Here is a 14,888-nt window from a genome sequence, read left to right as displayed (position 1 = left end):
GCCTCCTTGCGATCGGCTGTCCCACTCCCACTTGCTTTCTCATATGTCGAGACTGCAGTATCGGTGTATGGACAACTCTAGCGGAGTCGGCGTACTGGACAAGGCCGTCCTCGTGCTCAATGCCCTCGAAGCGGGACCGGCGTCCCTCGCCCAGCTCGTTCAGGCCACCGGCCTGGCCCGGCCGACCGCCCATCGGCTCGCCGTCGCGCTGGAGCACCACCGCATCGTCTCCCGCGACACACAGGGCAGGTTCGTGCTGGGCCCGCGCCTGTCCGAGTTGTCCACGGCCGCCGGCGAGGACCGGCTGCTCGCCGTCGCCTCCCCGATTCTCACCCAGCTGAGGGACCTGACCGGCGAGAGCGCTCAGCTCTACCGCCGCCAGGGTGACGAGCGGGTCTGCGTGGCCGCCGCCGAGCGCGCCAGCGGACTGCGCGACACCGTGCCCGTCGGCTCGGCCCTGCCGATGCTCGCCGGTTCCGCCGCGCAGATCCTGCTCGCCTGGGAGGAGCCCGACCGTCTGCACCGAGGACTGCGCGGGGCCAAGTTCACCGCCGCCACGCTGGCGAGCGTACGGCGCAGGGGCTGGGCACACAGCGTCGGCGAGCGCGAGCAGGGTGTGGCCAGCGTCTCGGCGCCGATCAGGGGCGCGGGTGGCAAGGTGGTCGCTGCCGTCTCGGTCTCCGGCCCGATCGAGCGCCTGACCCGCACCCCCGGCCGCCTCCACGCCGCCCCCGTGGTCACCGCCGCCGAGCGGATCACCGAGTCGATGCGCCGCGCCAACTGAGGGCGAGCGGATCACCGCCGCTCGCCGCGGTGAGGGCGGTTTCCGCCCTCGACGGCCGGATCGCGGGGCCGGAGGCCCGCGATCCGGGTGCCCGGGCCGCGCGCCGGTGGACACCCGCCGGTCGGCGGGCGATATGAGGAGGCGAGCACCCCCGCGGCCCCCTAGGCTGGGAAGGTGACAGATCGCATCGAGGCAGCCGCGGCTGAACTGCGTCCCCTGCTCCAAAACTTCATCCTCTGGGCGCGTGAGAACGCGCCCGGCAGCGATTCCAACCTGGTGGGCTCCGTCGCCCTGTGGCACCGCCTGATCGCCTCCGACGACGTCGGCCGGTGGAAGCAGTCCGACCTGCGCACGGTGCTCCTCGATCGGATGCCCCAGGTCGTCGAGGACCCCGACGCCGCCGCCGACGGCATGGTGCCCGCGATCCGCGCCTACCTGACCTTCCTGTCGGAGTCCGACCGCCTTGCCAAGGGCTCGGCCTCGCTGAGCGACCTGCTCTCCGAGCTCGACCGCCTCGAAGACGATTTCGTCGACGCGATGGAGGAGCTCGTCATCGAGGAGGACGAGGACGAGGAGTACGACGAGGAGGAGTCCGAAGGGCTCGGCGACTTCGAGCCGTTCGCCGACGAGCTCTCCGAGCTGCCGACGATCAGGCTCCGGCCCGACAGCGAGCTGGCCGCGGCCACCCGTAAGGCGAACCTGATCACCAAGGCCCGCGACCTCGCGGTCTGGGTCGGCTCCGAGCGCCGGGTGGGCGAGACGAGCCTGCTCACCGACACCGAGATCACCGAGGCCCTCGCGGTCCTTGGGCTTCCGGTCCCGGAGAAGCCCGGCGCCTCGCTCGCCGACTCCGTCCCCGCGCTCTGGAACATCTGGAACCTCGCGATCGACCTCGACTTCCTCCAGCCCGAGGGGGAGGACACCGTGAGTGTCGACGCCGACACCGCGGAGTGGCCCTTCGAGGAGGACGACGACGCCCTCGACGCGTGGATGGCGGGCCTGCAGTCCATCGACTACGGCGACCCCGAGCTGGAGGACGAGGAGGCCACGATCGCCCTGTCCGGGCTGACCAGGGCACTGCTGGTCCGGGTGCTGCTGGCGACGGGCTCGAAGCCGCTGGCCGAGCTGCGCACCGAGCTGGCCGAGGCCGCCGCCGAGTACGACGACCTGGGCGCCGACGCCTGGGCCGCCGCCACCGCGCAGTACGGCGACCCGCTCAACCCCGTGCTCGACTGGCTGATCGGATACGGCATGGTCGAGGTCGAGCACGACCAGGTGCGGCTCACGCCGCTCGGCATGGAAGGCGTGGTCCACCTCGTGGACGACGCCGACATCGAGCTGGACGCCCGGCCGGCCATCGACGCGATGACGGCTCTCGACCTGCTCTCCTTCGGCGCCGAGCTTCCCGAGGAGGAGGCGGACGCCGAGTTCGCGGCCTGGATGGAGCTGCGCGCCCCCGAGCAGGCCGCCAGGGACCTGCTGGAGGCCGCGGCCGAGGACGACGCGGACGCGCTGATCCGGGTCCAGGCGGCCAGCATGGTCGGCTCGCTCGGCGACGTGGCCGTGCCCGCGTGGCGGGAGGCTCTCGACGAGCCGTCCCTGCGCCCGTACGCGGCCACCCACCTCGCCCAGCTGGGCGTCGAGGACGCCCCCACGCCCACCCAGTCCGACACCCACTGGCTCATCCTCGACATGCTGACCATCTCCGCGGGTCTCGGCCGCCCGGAGTTCGTCAGCAGCCTTGACGACATCGGCAACGTGCCGAATCTCGTCAGCCTGCTCGAAGTGATCTGGAAGGTGCCGCACCCGCACCTTGAGGAGCTGCTGGAGGCGATCGGCAAGGCACACCCGGACAAGCAGGTGGGCAAGGCCGCCAAGCGGGCCCTCTTCAAGGCCCGCTCCGGGCAGAACTAGCCCCACGTTCCCGGAGAGGGGGCTCCAGGCTCTGTTCAGAGCCTGGAGCCCTCTCTCGTTCTGCACGGCTCCCAAAGCCCTCAGGGGCCGACTCCGTGCCCCGAGGCCCGGATGACCATGGTCCGGGAGCGGGTCCGGGAATCCGTGAGGTGAATCGAGTGGGGCGGCGAGATGGTCACCGTGCACGCTCGCGAGCGGGCGCATAGGAAATTCAAGAAATCCGGAAATGCAAAAACCCCGGAAGCCGTTGCTTCCGGGGTTCGCGATGTAGCCCCGACCGGATTCGAACCGGCGCTACCGCCTTGAGAGGGCGGCGTCCTAGGCCACTAGACGACGGAGCCTTGCGAGAGACAGTGGTAGTCCCGACCGGATTCGAACCGGCGCTACCGCCTTGAGAGGGCGGCGTCCTAGGCCACTAGACGACGGGACCCTACACACTGTCATCGGACTCGGAGGGGACCGAATCCGCAACATCTTCCTGAGAAGATGCAGCTGGGGTACCAGGACTCGAACCTAGAACAACTGAACCAGAATCAGCCGTGTTGCCAATTACACCATACCCCACCGCGCTGGACTCCCTTGCGGGCCTCGCTGGCGACTCCGAAAGAATAGCCCAGGTTGGGGGTCAAGACCAAAACGATTGCCGGAGGCCCAATCGCGGTATCACCGGGCTGTCGCCACGAAGGTCCACCGTGTAACGCTGCTGGGGAGACCCAGCCGCATGTGAGGAGTTTGCACCTTGACCGACAACCCGTTCTTCACCCCCAGCGAGCTGCCCTACGGGCTGCCGCCGTTCGCCCTGGTCAGGGAGGAGCACTACCTTCCCGCCTTCGAGCGTGGCATGGCCGAACAGCTGCGTGAGGTGCGGGAGATCATCGAGAACCCGGAGGCCCCGACGTTCGCCAACACGATCGAGGCCCTGGAGCGCTCGGGACGCGTCCTCCATCGGACCGTGGTCGTTTTCTCCACTCTTTCCGCCTCGGACGCGACCGACGGCATCCGGGAGATCGAGACCCAGATCTCCCCCAGGCTCACCCAGCACGCCGACTCCATCCGGCTGAACCGCTCCCTGTACGCCCGGATCAAGCAGATCACCACCGACGACGCGGAGGAGGCGTGGCTGCTGGAGAAATACCGCGTCGACTTCGTCAGGTCGGGAGCCGACCTGTCCGAGGCCGACCAGGGGCGTCTCAGGGAGCTCAACGAGGAGCTGACCAAGCTCTCCACGACCTTCACCCAGAACCTTCTCGCCGCCTCCACGGACTCCGCGCTCGTCGTCGAGGACGTCAAGCTGCTGGACGGGCTCTCCGAGAGCGCGATCAAGGCGATCGAGAAGGACGGCTCGTACGTCCTGGCGCTGTTCAACCACACCAACCACCCCGTCCTCGCGGAGCTGACCGACAGGGAGACCCGCAGGAGGCTGTACGAGCTGTCCACGGGCCGGGCTCCCGAGAACTTCGAGCTGGCGGCCAGGATGGCGACGCTCCGCGCCGAGCGGGCGGCGCTGCTCGGCTACCCCAGCCACGCCGCCTACTCCGTCGCCGACCAGACGGCCAAGACCACCGAGGCCGTCGAGGAGATGCTCGGCAAGCTGGTGGGACCCGCGGTGGCCAACGCCCGCCGGGAGGCCGAGGCGCTCAGCGAGGAGGCCGGTTTCCCCATCGAGCCGTGGGACTGGTCCTTCTACGCGGAGCGGGTGCGCAAGGCCAGGTACGACTTCGACGGCGCCGACCTGCGTCCGTACTTCGAGTTGGACCGGGTGCTGCGCGACGGCGTCTTCCACGCGGCGGGCGAGCTGTACGGGGTCGTCTTCTCCGAGCGGGACGACCTGGCCGGATACCACCCGGACGTGCGGGTCTTCGAGGTGTTCGAGGCCGACGGCTCGCCGCTCGGGCTCTTCCTGTTCGACCCGTACGCCCGGCCCACCAAACGCGGCGGCGCCTGGATGAACGCCCTGGTCGACCAGTCGCACCTGTTCGGCACGCGGCCCGTGGTGATGAACAACCTCAACATCACCAAGCCCACCGAGGGGCCGACGCTGCTCACGTTCGACGAGGTCAACACCGCCTTCCACGAGTTCGGCCACGCCCTGCACGGCCTCTTCTCCGACGTGCGCTTCCCCCGGGTCTCCGGCACGGCGGTGCCGCGCGACTTCGTGGAGTATCCCTCGCAGGTCAACGAGATGTGGGCCACCTGGCCGTCGATCCTCGCCAACTTCGCCAGGCACCACGAGACCGGCGAGCCCGTGCCCGCCGAGCTCCTGGAGAAGATGAGGGCCGCGGAGAAGTTCAACCAGGGCTTCGCCACCGTCGAGTACCTCGCGGCGACGCTGCTCGACTGGTCCTGGCACAAGCTGGCGGCGGGCGCGCCCATCAAGAACGCCGCGGACGCGGAAGCGTTCGAGAACGCGGCCCTGGAGCGCAACGGGATCGCCTTCGAGCTGGTCAGACCCCGCTACCGGACCAACTACTTCGCCCACATCTTCTTCAGCGGGGTGGGCGGCTACAGCGCCGGCTACTACTCCTACATCTGGAGTGAGGTGCTCGACGCCGAGAGCGTCGACTGGTTCAAGGAGAACGGCGGCCTGGAACGCGAGAACGGCGATCACTTCCGCTCCACCCTGCTGTCGGTCGGCGGTTCGCGGGACGTGATGGACGCCTTCCGTGACTTCCGTGGGAGCGACCCGCGCATCGAGCCCCTGCTGAAGCGCCGCGGGCTGCTGGTCCCGTAACCGGTCCTCCGGGAAGCTCCGCCCGCCGGCCCTCTCACCCCGTGCGGTGTCCGCGTCGCGGAGGTTTCCTCAGAGGGGCACCCGGGGTCTTCGAGCGGCCTCCGAGGCGATGACCTGCCGGTTTACGCTTCGGTGCAGCGCCGGGGTGTGGCTTCCCACACCCCGGCCGGGACCACAGACCCAATGCGCCGGAAAGCGGGCGGCGGGCATCGTGGACGCCATGAGACGACTACAGCGAAGGACGGGCGCCGTGCTCGTCGCCGGCCTGGCGGGCGCCCTGCTGCTGGGAACGGCGACCCCGGCGACGGCACAGCAGGAGACGGCACGGACACCGCGGGCCACCCCCGCCGTCTCGACCTCCACCGCCGGTACGGGCGGGCCCGGCGGGGATGTGAAGGTGCGCACCGACGCCGGTTGGGTGAAGGGGGTGAAGGCCGGAGATCACCGGCTCTTCCAGGGCATCCCGTACGCCGCGCCCCCGGTCGGAGAGCTGCGCTGGCGATCACCGCGGGCCGTCACCCCGTGGCAGGGGGTGCGCGACGCCACCGCGCCCGGCAACCGGTGCGCGCAGACCGCCGACGTCTGGGGACTGCCGGGAAGCGAGGCGGAGGACTGCCTCTACCTCAACGTGACCACGCCGGCGTCGAGCGGCGGGAAACGCCTCAAGCCGGTCATGGTGTGGCTGCACGGCGGGAGCCTGACGAAGGGGGCCGGCAGCGACTACGACGCCCGCAGGCTGGCCGTGCGGGGCGACGTCGTGGTGGTGACGGTGAACTACCGGTTGGGGATCTTCGGGTTCTTCGGGTATCCCGGGCTTGAGAACTCGGGGGCGTTCGGGATCGAGGACCAGCAGGCGGCCCTGCGCTGGGTGCGGCGCAACGCGGCGGCCTTCGGCGGCGACCCGCGCAACGTCACCCTGGCCGGTGAGTCCGCGGGGTCGCACTCGGTGTGCGCGCAGCTCGCCTCCCCCACGGCGGCCGGGCTGTTCCACCGGGCGATCACCCAGAGCTCCCCGTGCGGCGCGGGAGGCTTCGAGGGGACTCCGCTGAGGCCGGTCCTGGACGTGCCGCTCTGGGTGCCCCGAGCCTCCCACGAGGGCTACGGACAGTTCCTCGCCACCGGGCTGGGGTGCGCCGACCCGGCGACCGCGCTCGCCTGCCTGCGGGGCAGGCCGGTGGCCGACCTGCTCGCCCGGGATCCCCTCCCACTGCCGGGGTACGGCAACGCGGTGCTGCCCGAGGATCCCGCGAAGGTGTTCCAGGAGGGCCGATTCCACCGGGTGCCGGTACTGACGGGCATCACCCGGGACGAGGGCACGCTGTTCACCTCGCTGATATTCCCGCCGATGACGGCCGCCGAGTACGAGACCGCCGTCAACGACAGGTACGGCGCCGCGGGACCCGACATCCTGGCTCGTTACCCGCTGAGCGCTCACGGCGACTCGCCCCTCCAGGCGGTCTCGGCCATCATGAGCGATCTCGACTGGGCGTGGCCTGCGCGCGACACCGACCTGCTGCTCGCCCGGCATGTGCCGACCTTCTCCTACGAGTTCACCGACCGTACGGCGCCCGTGCTCTTCCCGTTGCCCAACGGGGTCAGGCCGCTCGCCTCGCACGGCTCCGAGCTGTCGTTCCTCTTCGGGGTCGGCTGGGAGTCCGCCCCGCTCACCCCCGCGCAGCGGCGACTCGGGGACACGATGATCGACTACTGGTCGCGGTTCGCGGCCGTCGGCGACCCGAACCGGCCGGGACTGCCCGCCTGGAAGCGCGTGCGTCCCGGACACGGCACACCGTACGTGCAGGAGCTGTCCCCGGGACGGGGCGGTATCAAGCCCTTCGACCGCGCCTCGGCCCACAACCTCGGCTTCTGGGACGAGCTCGCCGGGCGGGGCACGGAACGGGGACGTCCCTCGGGCTCCCCGTCCTGAGATCCTTCCCCGTGACCGCGGTCACGGGGAAGCGGCGAGAAAAAGCGACGGCCCGCCCCGGGCAGAGACCGGGGCGGGCCGTCAGCCTTCGCAGGCCCTGCAGGCCCTGCAGGCCGGAAGCCCTTTCAGGGCCCCGGGCCCGGCCGGGCCTGGGGCCCCTTTCTCCTCCGGGTCCCTCAAGGCATCCGATCGGGTGTGAAAGCCCGTCCGAGGCCCGCGAAGCCCGATCAGGCCTGGAGCCTCGCGAGGGCGGCGCGCAGACGCTCGATGGAGCGCTCACGGCCGAGGACCTCGATCGACTCGAACAGCGGCAGGCCCACGGTCCGGCCGGTGACGGCGACGCGTACGGGGGCCTGGGCCTTGCCGAGCTTGAGGCCCTGTTCGAGGCCGACCTCCTCCAGCGCGGTCTTCAGCGACTCGGGATCCATGTCGACCGTCTCCATACGGGCGAGATAGCCGGTGAGGATCTCCGCGGCGGAGTTCTTCATCGCCTTGTCCCACGACGCCTGGTCGAAGACGGGCTCGTCGAGGAAGAGGAAGTCGACGTTCGCCGTGATCTCGGACAGGACCGCGATGCGGGTCTGGGCGAGCTCGGCGACCTTGGCGAAGGTCTCGCGGTCCCAGCCGGGCTCCAGCCACGGCTCGCATCGGGCGACGAACTCCTCCAGAGGCAGCGCCCGGATGTACTCGCCGTTGAACGCGCGGAGCTTCTTCTCATCGAAGAACGCCGGGGAGGGGTTGACGTCCTCCAGCTTGAACAACGGCACCATCTCCGACCAGGGCATGATCTCCCGGTCGTCGCCGGGGCCCCAGCCGAGCAGCATCAGGTAGTTGACCATCGCCTCGGCCAGGTAGCCCTCCTCGCGGTAGGACTCCAGGGCGACCTTGTCACGTCGCTTGGACAGCTTCTGGCGCTTCTCGTTGACGATGACCGGCACGTGCGCCCAGGTGGGCGGGGCGACGCCGAGCGCCTCCCAGAGCAGCTGCTGCTTGGGCGTGTTGGACAGGTGCTCCTCGGCGCGGACCACGTGGCTGATCCGCATCTCGACGTCGTCGACGACGTTGGCCAGCACGAACAGCGGGGAGCCGTCGCCACGCGCGACGACGAAGTCCTCCATCGCGTTGTTGGGGAACTCGACGGTGCCGCGGACCAGGTCCTGGATCACGGTGACACCCTCGTCGGGGGTGCGGAAGCGGACCGCGCCCTCGCTCAGGCCACGGTCGCGGCAGAAGCCGTCGTAGCCCTGGTGCTCGGAGCCGGTGCGCGCCTTCACCTCGTCGCGGGTGCAGGTGCAGTAGTAGGCCCGGCCGCCGGCGACGAGCTTGGCCACTGCCTCGCGGTGCTGCTCCTCGTACGACGACTGGAAGTAGGGGCCCTCGAAGGCCTGGCTGTCGTCGTTGACACCGATCCAGGCGAGCGCCGAGATGATGCCCTCGGTCCATTCCGGCCGGTTGCGCGCGGCGTCGGTGTCCTCGATGCGCAGCACGAATTTTCCGCCGGTCTGCTCGGCCAGGGCCCAGTTGAACAGCGCGGAGCGGGCGCCGCCGACATGGAACATGCCGGTCGGCGAGGGGGCGAAACGAACCCTAATCACGGGAGACCACCCGGTTGCTGAGAGTGCCGATTCCTTCGATGAAAACGCTGACCTCGTCGCCGACGCTGAGCGGGCCGACCCCTTCCGGGGTCCCGGTGAGGATGACGTCACCGGGGATCAGGGTCATGACCGCGCTCACGTGGGCGATCAGCGCGGGGATGTCGTACATGAGCTTGGAGGTGCGGGAACTCTGCTTGACCTCGCCGTTCACCGACGTGACGATGCCGACGTCACTCGGGTCGAGCTCGGTCTGGATCCACGGGCCGAGGGGGCAGAAGGTGTCGAAGCCCTTGGCCCGGGTGAACTGGACGTCCTTCTTCTGCAGGTCCCTCGCCGTGACGTCGTTGGCGCAGGTGTAGCCGAAGATGACCTCGTGCGCCCGTTCGCGGGGCACCTCACGGCAGAGCCTGCCGATCACCACCGCCAGCTCCCCCTCGTAGTCGACCCGCTGGGAGAGGGTCGTCGGATAGGCGATCGCCTCCCCCGAGCCGATCACCGAGGTCGACGGCTTGAGGAAGACGAGCGGCTCGTCGGGGACCTCGTTGCCCATCTCCTTGGCGTGGTCGGCGTAGTTTCTGCCGATCGCGACGACCTTGCTGGGCAGCATGGGTGCGACCAGCCTGACCTGGGAGAGCGAGTATCGCTCGCCGGTGAACTGGATCGGCCCGAACGGGTGACCCGAGATCCCGGAGATGAACTCCTCCCCTGGGCCGCCTTCGACCACCCCGAACCCGACACCGTCTCCTGTGGAGAACCTCGCTATACGCACACGACAAGGCTAGTCGGGCTCCGGATCCCGCCGGACCGTACCGGGGCCGCCCCGTCTCACCACCCGGAGGCCGACGCCATATGTACCTGTAGATCCGATTTCCCGGATATTGCCATCTTTGCTCCAAGAAACACTATGTCCTGATTTATGCCTATACGGGGGGTATGACCGCCACAGAAGCATCGGGGGGCCAGAAGGGTCTTCCCTCGGGGGAAGGAACGGACGTGACTGAAGCCAGCACGGTGAACAGGCCCAAGGGCGACGAGGCCACGGTGCCCCGGGCACGCACCGACAGTCCCGGATCCCAGAGTGGCCTGGTCACACCGAAGGGGACCACCACCATCGACAGCGGGGTCGTCGCGAAGATCGCGGGCCTCGCGGCCAGGGAGATCCCTGGCGTGCACAACATGGGAGCGGGCCCGGCACGCGCTCTCGGCGCGGTACGCGGCATGGTCGGCGCCGACCGGAGCGCCACCCAGGGCGTATCGGTCGAGGTGGGCGAGCGGCAGGCCGCCGCCGACCTGGAAGTGGTCGTCGAGTACGGGATCGCGATCCCCGACCTGGCCGCCGCCGTACGCCGCAACGTGATCACGGCGGTCGAGCGTATGACCGGCCTCGAGGTCACCGAGGTCAACATCAAGGTCTCCGACGTCCGCATGCCCGGCCAGGACAGGGACTCCTCGGAGGAGGCGTCCGAGTCGGAGCCCCGCGTCCGGTGAGAGGCCCGGAAGGCGGTGCGACGGGACCGGGTCGCGAGCCGAAGGACCCGGGCCGCGAGATCATCACGCCCCCGGCACCGGTGGATCCCGGCCGCGGGACGTCCGCGCCCGGGCACGGGAAACCCGGACGAGGAACGACAGAGCCCACGCGCGGGCCGGAGGATCCCGCACACGGACCGGAAGCGCGTGAATCGGAGGCACCCAGAGAGGCACACGGACCGGAGGCGCGAAGGCCTGGCATCCCGACACCCGCGACGGCCATGCCGGCTCACCGGCCCGAGGATCCGTCCCGCAGGCCGCCTGCCATACCCCGGCAGAAGGCCGCGCCCACACGCAGGCAGGAGGCCCCGGCCCGCGAGACGGCCGGTCAGGGCCGGGAGGCCACGGGCCCGCCGCGCGGGGCGGTCGCCACCCGTGAGCAGGAGGCGCCGGCCCGCGAGACGGCCGGCCTCGCCCACCGGATCGCCGAGGCCGTACTGCGCTGCCCCGACGTCGCGGATCTGTCGGGCGGGCCGTTCGGGACCGTGGCGACCTATCTGCCCGGCGAACGGTTCCCGGGTGTCGCGCTGCGCGAGAACGAGGTGGAGGTCTCGGTCGTCGTCAGGCTGGGGCGCCCGATTCCGGAGATCGCCGACGCGGTGCGAGCGGCGGTCGCCCCGATGGTGGGCGATCGGCCGGTAAACGTCCATATCGGAGGTTTGAGATGAGCAGTTTCCCAGTGTGGTCCGTAGTCGGCATGATCGTCGGTGTCCTTCTGGGCTTCGCCGCGGCCTTCGGCGGCCTCGGCGCGTTCCTGCTGGTGCTCGTACTGGGCGCCGTCGGACTCCTCATCGGTCGCTTCGTGGAGACCGGAGAGGTCGACCTCTCCCGGCTGGCGGCGAGACGGCGATGAACACCCCCGTCGAGCACCGGCCCGCGTCCTCGGGAACGACCGCGCCGCCCGCAGGGCGAGAGGATCCCGTTCCCGGCGAAACCGGGCGGTCCGGGCTGCCCGCCGTGCCCGCCCAGCCGTCATGGCGGGGCGTACCGGCCGAGCGACGCGGCAGGACCGAGATATCCGACCAGGTGGTGTCGCGCATCGCGGCCCACGCGGCCGGAGAGGTGCCACGGGTACGGGAGGTCGGCGAGTGGAAGCCGCTGTTCTTTCGCGGCGGCACCCACGCCACCCTCGACGCCGAACTCGCGACGCTCCAGATCGACGTGACGGTCGAGTATCCGGCCCCGATCCGTGAGGTGGCCGAGGAGGTCAGGCGTCACGTCGCCGAACGGGTCATGACCCTCACCGGCAAGGACGTCGGCCACATCGACGTCAACGTCACCGGCGTGGCTCCCGCCCGCGGCGACCGCGAGACCTCGCGGGTCCCGGACGCCGTACCGGCCGGAGAGAACCCACGGGAGCGCTCACCGGAACGCTCGCCGGAGAACCTGGAGACCCCGGAGAACCCGCAGGAGCCACCGCTGGAACGCTCGGCGGAGAACCCGGCGAACCCGGCGCGCGACACCGGGCAGGCCGTCGCCGGCCCTTCAGGAGGGGCCGCGACGCCCGCCGACGACACCGAGGACATCGTCCCGCTACGTGAGGAGCGATGATGGCCAGGCAGGTACCCGACCCGGCGGAGCCGGTCCCAGGCGCGGAACCGACCGGCGAGACGCCCCCGCCCCATGCGCGCCCGGCCGTACCGCCGGAGTACGACACCGGCACACCACGGGCGTACGGCGACGCGGAACCCACCACATCACCGACATACGGCACCACCGAACCCACCACGCCGGCGTACGGCACCACCATGCCGACCGCGCCGATGTACGGCGCGACGGAACCTGCGCCTCCGACGTACGGCACGGTGGCGAAGAACTCCTCCGCGGACCGCGCGGCGATCAGGGCCTTCCGCCCGCGCCGGGTGCTTCCCTCGGTCATCACGGCCGTCCTGATGACCGTGATCGGCCTCCTCCTCGCGCTGGAGGTCGTCTCCGCGCTGCTGGGCCGCCCACTCCGCCTGGTGCCGTACGACCGGATCCTGGCCTGGGCGACGTCGACACCGTGGAGCGACCCGCGAATGATGGCGGGCGCGGGCCTGGTCGGCCTGCTCGGCCTGCTGCTGGTGCTGCTCGCGATCATCCCCGGGAGGCCCACGCTGATCCCGGTGAGGACCGGGGACAAGGATCTGGTCATCGGCATGCGGCGCCGGGGCTTCGCCCGGTCGCTGGCTCACGCGGCCGAACAGGTGCAGGGGGTCGAGCACGCCCGGGTACGGCTGCACGGGAAGGCCGTGCACGTCGCGGCCGACAGCGGCATGCGGGACACCCGCGGGCTGGCCGACGCCGTACGGGAGGCCGTGAACATGCGGATCACCGCGCTCTCCCCCGTCTGGAAGTATCCCGTCCACGTGCATCTGCGAGAGAAGTGAGCCTCATGGACGACAAGACCGCCCGGGGTAACCGGTTGGGACTGCTGATCGTGGGACTGGCGCTGATGGTCCTCAGTGCCCTCGCGATCGCACGGGGCGCGGGAGCGTTTCCGCGGACGGTGGCCCCCGCGGACAGCCCGCTCGTGGACAGCCTGGTACGCCAGCCGTTCGCCACCTACGACCCGTGGATGTGGTGGCTGATCGCGGCGGCGGGCATCGTGCTCGCACTGTTCGGCCTGCACTGGCTGTTCGCGCAGGGACGCCGCGGGAAGCTGGGCGGCATGCGGCTGGACGGCGGTCCCGGCGGGGTGACCGAGGTCGACACGGGCAGCGTGACCGACGCGGCGGCCGCCGAGGCGGGCACGCACCCCGCGATCATCAACGCCACCGCCGCCATGGTCGGTACGAGCGAGCATCCGGCCGTACGAATGCGGATGACGGTCGCCGAGGACGCGCCGATGAGCGCGGTCCGCGAGCAGCTGGGCGGGGTGGTCATCCCGCACATGCGCCAGGCCCTGGAGACCGAGCACATGCCCACCGTCGCCCGGGTGAGCCTGGAGAACGCGCCGCGCCGCTCAAGGACCGTCGTCTGACCCACGTGACGGAGCGCCGATCATAGAGTGATCGGCGAAACCAACGCTTCGAGGAGACGATGTGCCTTCGGTCGTGAAGATAAACGTGCTGACGGTGCCCGAGGAGATGCGCGAGCAGCTGGAACGCCGCTTCTCCGGGCGGGCGGGGATCGTCGAGTCCGCGGACGGATTCGAGTGGTTCGAGCTGCTTCGCCCCGTGGACGGCGGCGACCGGTACCTGGTCTACACCCGCTGGCGCTCCGAGGAGGACTTCAAACGCTGGACCGAGAGCCAGGCCTTCCAGCGGGGCCACGCCCAGGCCGCCGCCGAGGCGGGCGAGGGAGCGGGGCAGGGCGACGCCCTCGGCACGGCCCAGGGACACGGGCACGGCCAGGGCGCGGGTCCGGCCCAGGGACACGGCCACGGGCAGGGGCCGGCCGCCACCGGAGCCGAGCTGTGGTCCTTCGAGGTCGTCCAGAGCACCGGTCCCGCACCGGGAGCCTGACGGAGGCGAGGAGGACTCCCGGCGGGGAGTCCTCAGCGGTCCCCTCGGACGGTTCGGGGCGCCCTTGACCGGCCCCCGAGTCCGAAGCACCTCAGCGGTTCAGGCGAAGAAGCCCTCCGGCCGCCCTTGAACCGGAAGTTCTTCAGCGGCTCGGACGGGGGACTCAGGGGACCGGCGGTGAGTCCTCAGTGGTCAAGGGGGTTGGCGGCGATGCGCTCGGCGACCCCCGCGCGGACGAATCGCCCGGCCAGGCTGTCCGGCTTGCGCGCGGCCTGGTCGACGAAGCACGCGGTGAACTCCGGGCCGATGCCCAGCCGGGGGTGGCGTTCCAGCACCTCGGCGCGGAGCTCCGCGGGGAAGTTCTCCACTCCCCGCCCGGAGATGTCGAGCCCGGTGGACAGTTCGAGAAGATGTCCCTCGGGGTCCTGCTCGGGGTCGACCTTGTCCCACATGTGGCGTACGACGATCTCCGACGCGCGTACGCGGCGCTCCACGGGCCACCCCGCCCCGGCGGCGAAGACCCACGCGACGTGGCCCCCCGCCTCCTCGAACGGCACGGTGTGGCTGTCGAACTCCCTCACGAGGCCGATGTCGTGCATCATCGAGGCGACGTACAGCAGTTCGTCGTCGAAGGCGATGCCGTTCATCGCGCCGTAGGCCGCCGCCCACAGGTAGGCGCGGACGGAGTGGTTGAGCAGGGCGGGCGAACAGTAGGCGGTCGCCACCTCTAGCGCGCCACGTGCGGCCGGTGTGCCGGGGATGACGATGTCGGCGAGTCTCATGCCCCGAGCCTGCCGAAACGCGAGGACCCGCGCGAGTGGTCGCAGGGCCATCGACCGATGGAATCACGCCACGGTACGAGCGTGGGTTCACCGCCCGTACCGTGAGGGTGAGGAGCGGCGCAGGCGACACCGGACGCGGCGCGGCGACACGAGCGGCACCGACCGCACCGACCGGCCAACGC

General features: G+C 70.6%; 14 protein-coding genes and 3 tRNA genes. 11 read left to right on the top strand and 6 right to left on the bottom strand.

Annotation, left to right across the window (positions count from 1 at the left end; translation table 11 throughout):
- The first annotated feature begins 67 nt into the window (after window positions 1–67).
- Both ACFY3V_RS27300 and ACFY3V_RS27295 read left to right on the top strand, forming a co-directional pair.
- Window positions 68–784 (top strand): IclR family transcriptional regulator, encoded by a 717-nt coding sequence (locus tag ACFY3V_RS27300; RefSeq protein WP_350949369.1) that lies wholly within the window; start codon window positions 68–70, stop codon window positions 782–784.
- Window positions 785–958: 174 nt separating this feature from the next.
- Complete coding sequence (locus ACFY3V_RS27295; RefSeq protein WP_362899482.1) at window positions 959–2,698, top strand: hypothetical protein; 1,740 nt, start codon at window positions 959–961, stop codon at window positions 2,696–2,698.
- A 268-nt stretch (window positions 2,699–2,966) separates the two neighbouring features.
- Here the strand turns inward: ACFY3V_RS27295 and ACFY3V_RS27290 are convergent.
- The 3 genes from ACFY3V_RS27290 to ACFY3V_RS27280 form a co-directional block, all read right to left on the bottom strand.
- Window positions 2,967–3,039 (bottom strand) — tRNA-Glu (locus ACFY3V_RS27290).
- A gap of 13 nt (window positions 3,040–3,052) precedes the next feature.
- Window positions 3,053–3,128: transfer RNA gene (locus ACFY3V_RS27285), tRNA-Glu, on the bottom strand.
- Between the two features lie 62 nt (window positions 3,129–3,190).
- A tRNA-Gln gene (locus ACFY3V_RS27280) sits at window positions 3,191–3,262 on the bottom strand.
- A gap of 175 nt (window positions 3,263–3,437) precedes the next feature.
- Here ACFY3V_RS27280 and ACFY3V_RS27275 point away from each other — a divergent pair.
- Complete coding sequence (locus tag ACFY3V_RS27275; protein ID WP_389777417.1) at window positions 3,438–5,429, top strand: M3 family metallopeptidase; 1,992 nt, start codon at window positions 3,438–3,440, stop codon at window positions 5,427–5,429.
- Window positions 5,430–5,649: 220 nt separating this feature from the next.
- On the top strand, window positions 5,650–7,356 hold the full coding sequence (locus ACFY3V_RS27270; RefSeq protein ID WP_389777414.1) for a carboxylesterase/lipase family protein: 1,707 nt from the start codon (window positions 5,650–5,652) through the stop codon (window positions 7,354–7,356).
- 227 nt (window positions 7,357–7,583) lie between these two features.
- On the opposite strand, the gene gltX is transcribed toward ACFY3V_RS27270, so the two are convergent.
- The gene (gene gltX, locus ACFY3V_RS27265; RefSeq protein WP_389777599.1) at window positions 7,584–8,915 is read right to left on the bottom strand and encodes a glutamate--tRNA ligase; all 1,332 of its coding nucleotides are present in this window, start codon (window positions 8,913–8,915) and stop codon (window positions 7,584–7,586) included.
- A 28-nt stretch (window positions 8,916–8,943) separates the two neighbouring features.
- A complete protein-coding gene (locus ACFY3V_RS27260; protein ID WP_389777411.1) occupies window positions 8,944–9,720 on the bottom strand; it encodes a fumarylacetoacetate hydrolase family protein in 777 nt (258 codons plus the stop codon).
- Between the two features lie 224 nt (window positions 9,721–9,944).
- Here ACFY3V_RS27260 and ACFY3V_RS27255 point away from each other — a divergent pair, with 224 nt between their 5' ends.
- The 7 genes from ACFY3V_RS27255 to ACFY3V_RS27225 all read left to right on the top strand — a co-directional run bounded on the left by ACFY3V_RS27255 (window position 9,945) and on the right by ACFY3V_RS27225 (window position 13,924).
- Window positions 9,945–10,439, top strand: a complete 495-nt coding sequence (locus ACFY3V_RS27255; protein WP_389777408.1) for an Asp23/Gls24 family envelope stress response protein — start codon at window positions 9,945–9,947, stop codon at window positions 10,437–10,439.
- Between the two features lie 260 nt (window positions 10,440–10,699).
- On the top strand, window positions 10,700–11,146 hold the full coding sequence (locus tag ACFY3V_RS27250; RefSeq protein WP_362899474.1) for a hypothetical protein: 447 nt from the start codon (window positions 10,700–10,702) through the stop codon (window positions 11,144–11,146).
- Window positions 11,143–11,331: a hypothetical protein gene (locus ACFY3V_RS27245; protein ID WP_362899472.1), complete on the top strand. Its 189-nt coding sequence runs from the start codon at window positions 11,143–11,145 to the stop codon at window positions 11,329–11,331. Before ACFY3V_RS27250 ends, ACFY3V_RS27245 begins: the two co-directional genes overlap by 4 nt.
- The gene (locus ACFY3V_RS27240; RefSeq protein WP_389777404.1) at window positions 11,328–12,029 is read left to right on the top strand and encodes an Asp23/Gls24 family envelope stress response protein; all 702 of its coding nucleotides are present in this window, start codon (window positions 11,328–11,330) and stop codon (window positions 12,027–12,029) included. Before ACFY3V_RS27245 ends, ACFY3V_RS27240 begins: the two co-directional genes overlap by 4 nt.
- Entirely contained in the window at window positions 12,029–12,847 is an 819-nt protein-coding gene (locus ACFY3V_RS27235; RefSeq protein ID WP_362899467.1) for a DUF6286 domain-containing protein, read from the top strand. The genes ACFY3V_RS27240 and ACFY3V_RS27235 overlap by 1 nt, the downstream gene beginning before the upstream one ends.
- A gap of 5 nt (window positions 12,848–12,852) precedes the next feature.
- Window positions 12,853–13,440 (top strand): hypothetical protein, encoded by a 588-nt coding sequence (locus tag ACFY3V_RS27230; protein ID WP_350947640.1) that lies wholly within the window; start codon window positions 12,853–12,855, stop codon window positions 13,438–13,440.
- A gap of 61 nt (window positions 13,441–13,501) precedes the next feature.
- The gene (locus tag ACFY3V_RS27225) at window positions 13,502–13,924 is read left to right on the top strand and encodes an antibiotic biosynthesis monooxygenase family protein (RefSeq protein WP_389777399.1); all 423 of its coding nucleotides are present in this window, start codon (window positions 13,502–13,504) and stop codon (window positions 13,922–13,924) included.
- Between the two features lie 185 nt (window positions 13,925–14,109).
- On the opposite strand, the gene ACFY3V_RS27220 is transcribed toward ACFY3V_RS27225, so the two are convergent.
- Window positions 14,110–14,706: an HD domain-containing protein gene (locus ACFY3V_RS27220; RefSeq protein ID WP_350947638.1), complete on the bottom strand. Its 597-nt coding sequence runs from the start codon at window positions 14,704–14,706 to the stop codon at window positions 14,110–14,112.
- Between the last annotated feature and the right edge of the window lie 182 nt (window positions 14,707–14,888).

Origin of the sequence: Streptosporangium sp. NPDC000095, from assembly GCF_042899335.1 — a bacterium.
Lineage (GTDB): Bacteria > Actinomycetota > Actinomycetes > Streptosporangiales > Streptosporangiaceae > Streptosporangium.
This window is presented reverse-complemented; position numbering and strand designations above follow the sequence as displayed.

Bases quoted from the DNA above. Each gene is read 5' to 3' on its own strand.
- gltX (WP_389777599.1), bottom strand. From the start codon at position 8,915: ATGTTCCATGTCGGCGGCGCCCGCTCCGCGCTGTTCAACTGGGCCCTG.
- ACFY3V_RS27240 (WP_389777404.1), top strand. From the start codon at position 11,328: ATGAACACCCCCGTCGAGCACCGGCCCGCGTCCTCGGGAACGACCGCG.
- ACFY3V_RS27235 (WP_362899467.1), top strand. From the start codon at position 12,029: ATGGCCAGGCAGGTACCCGACCCGGCGGAGCCGGTCCCAGGCGCGGAA.
- ACFY3V_RS27300 (WP_350949369.1), top strand. From the start codon at position 68: ATGGACAACTCTAGCGGAGTCGGCGTACTGGACAAGGCCGTCCTCGTG.
- ACFY3V_RS27250 (WP_362899474.1), top strand. From the start codon at position 10,700: ATGCCGGCTCACCGGCCCGAGGATCCGTCCCGCAGGCCGCCTGCCATA.
- ACFY3V_RS27220 (WP_350947638.1), bottom strand. From the start codon at position 14,706: ATGAGACTCGCCGACATCGTCATCCCCGGCACACCGGCCGCACGTGGC.
- ACFY3V_RS27270 (WP_389777414.1), top strand. From the start codon at position 5,650: ATGAGACGACTACAGCGAAGGACGGGCGCCGTGCTCGTCGCCGGCCTG.
- ACFY3V_RS27245 (WP_362899472.1), top strand. From the start codon at position 11,143: ATGAGCAGTTTCCCAGTGTGGTCCGTAGTCGGCATGATCGTCGGTGTC.
- ACFY3V_RS27230 (WP_350947640.1), top strand. From the start codon at position 12,853: ATGGACGACAAGACCGCCCGGGGTAACCGGTTGGGACTGCTGATCGTG.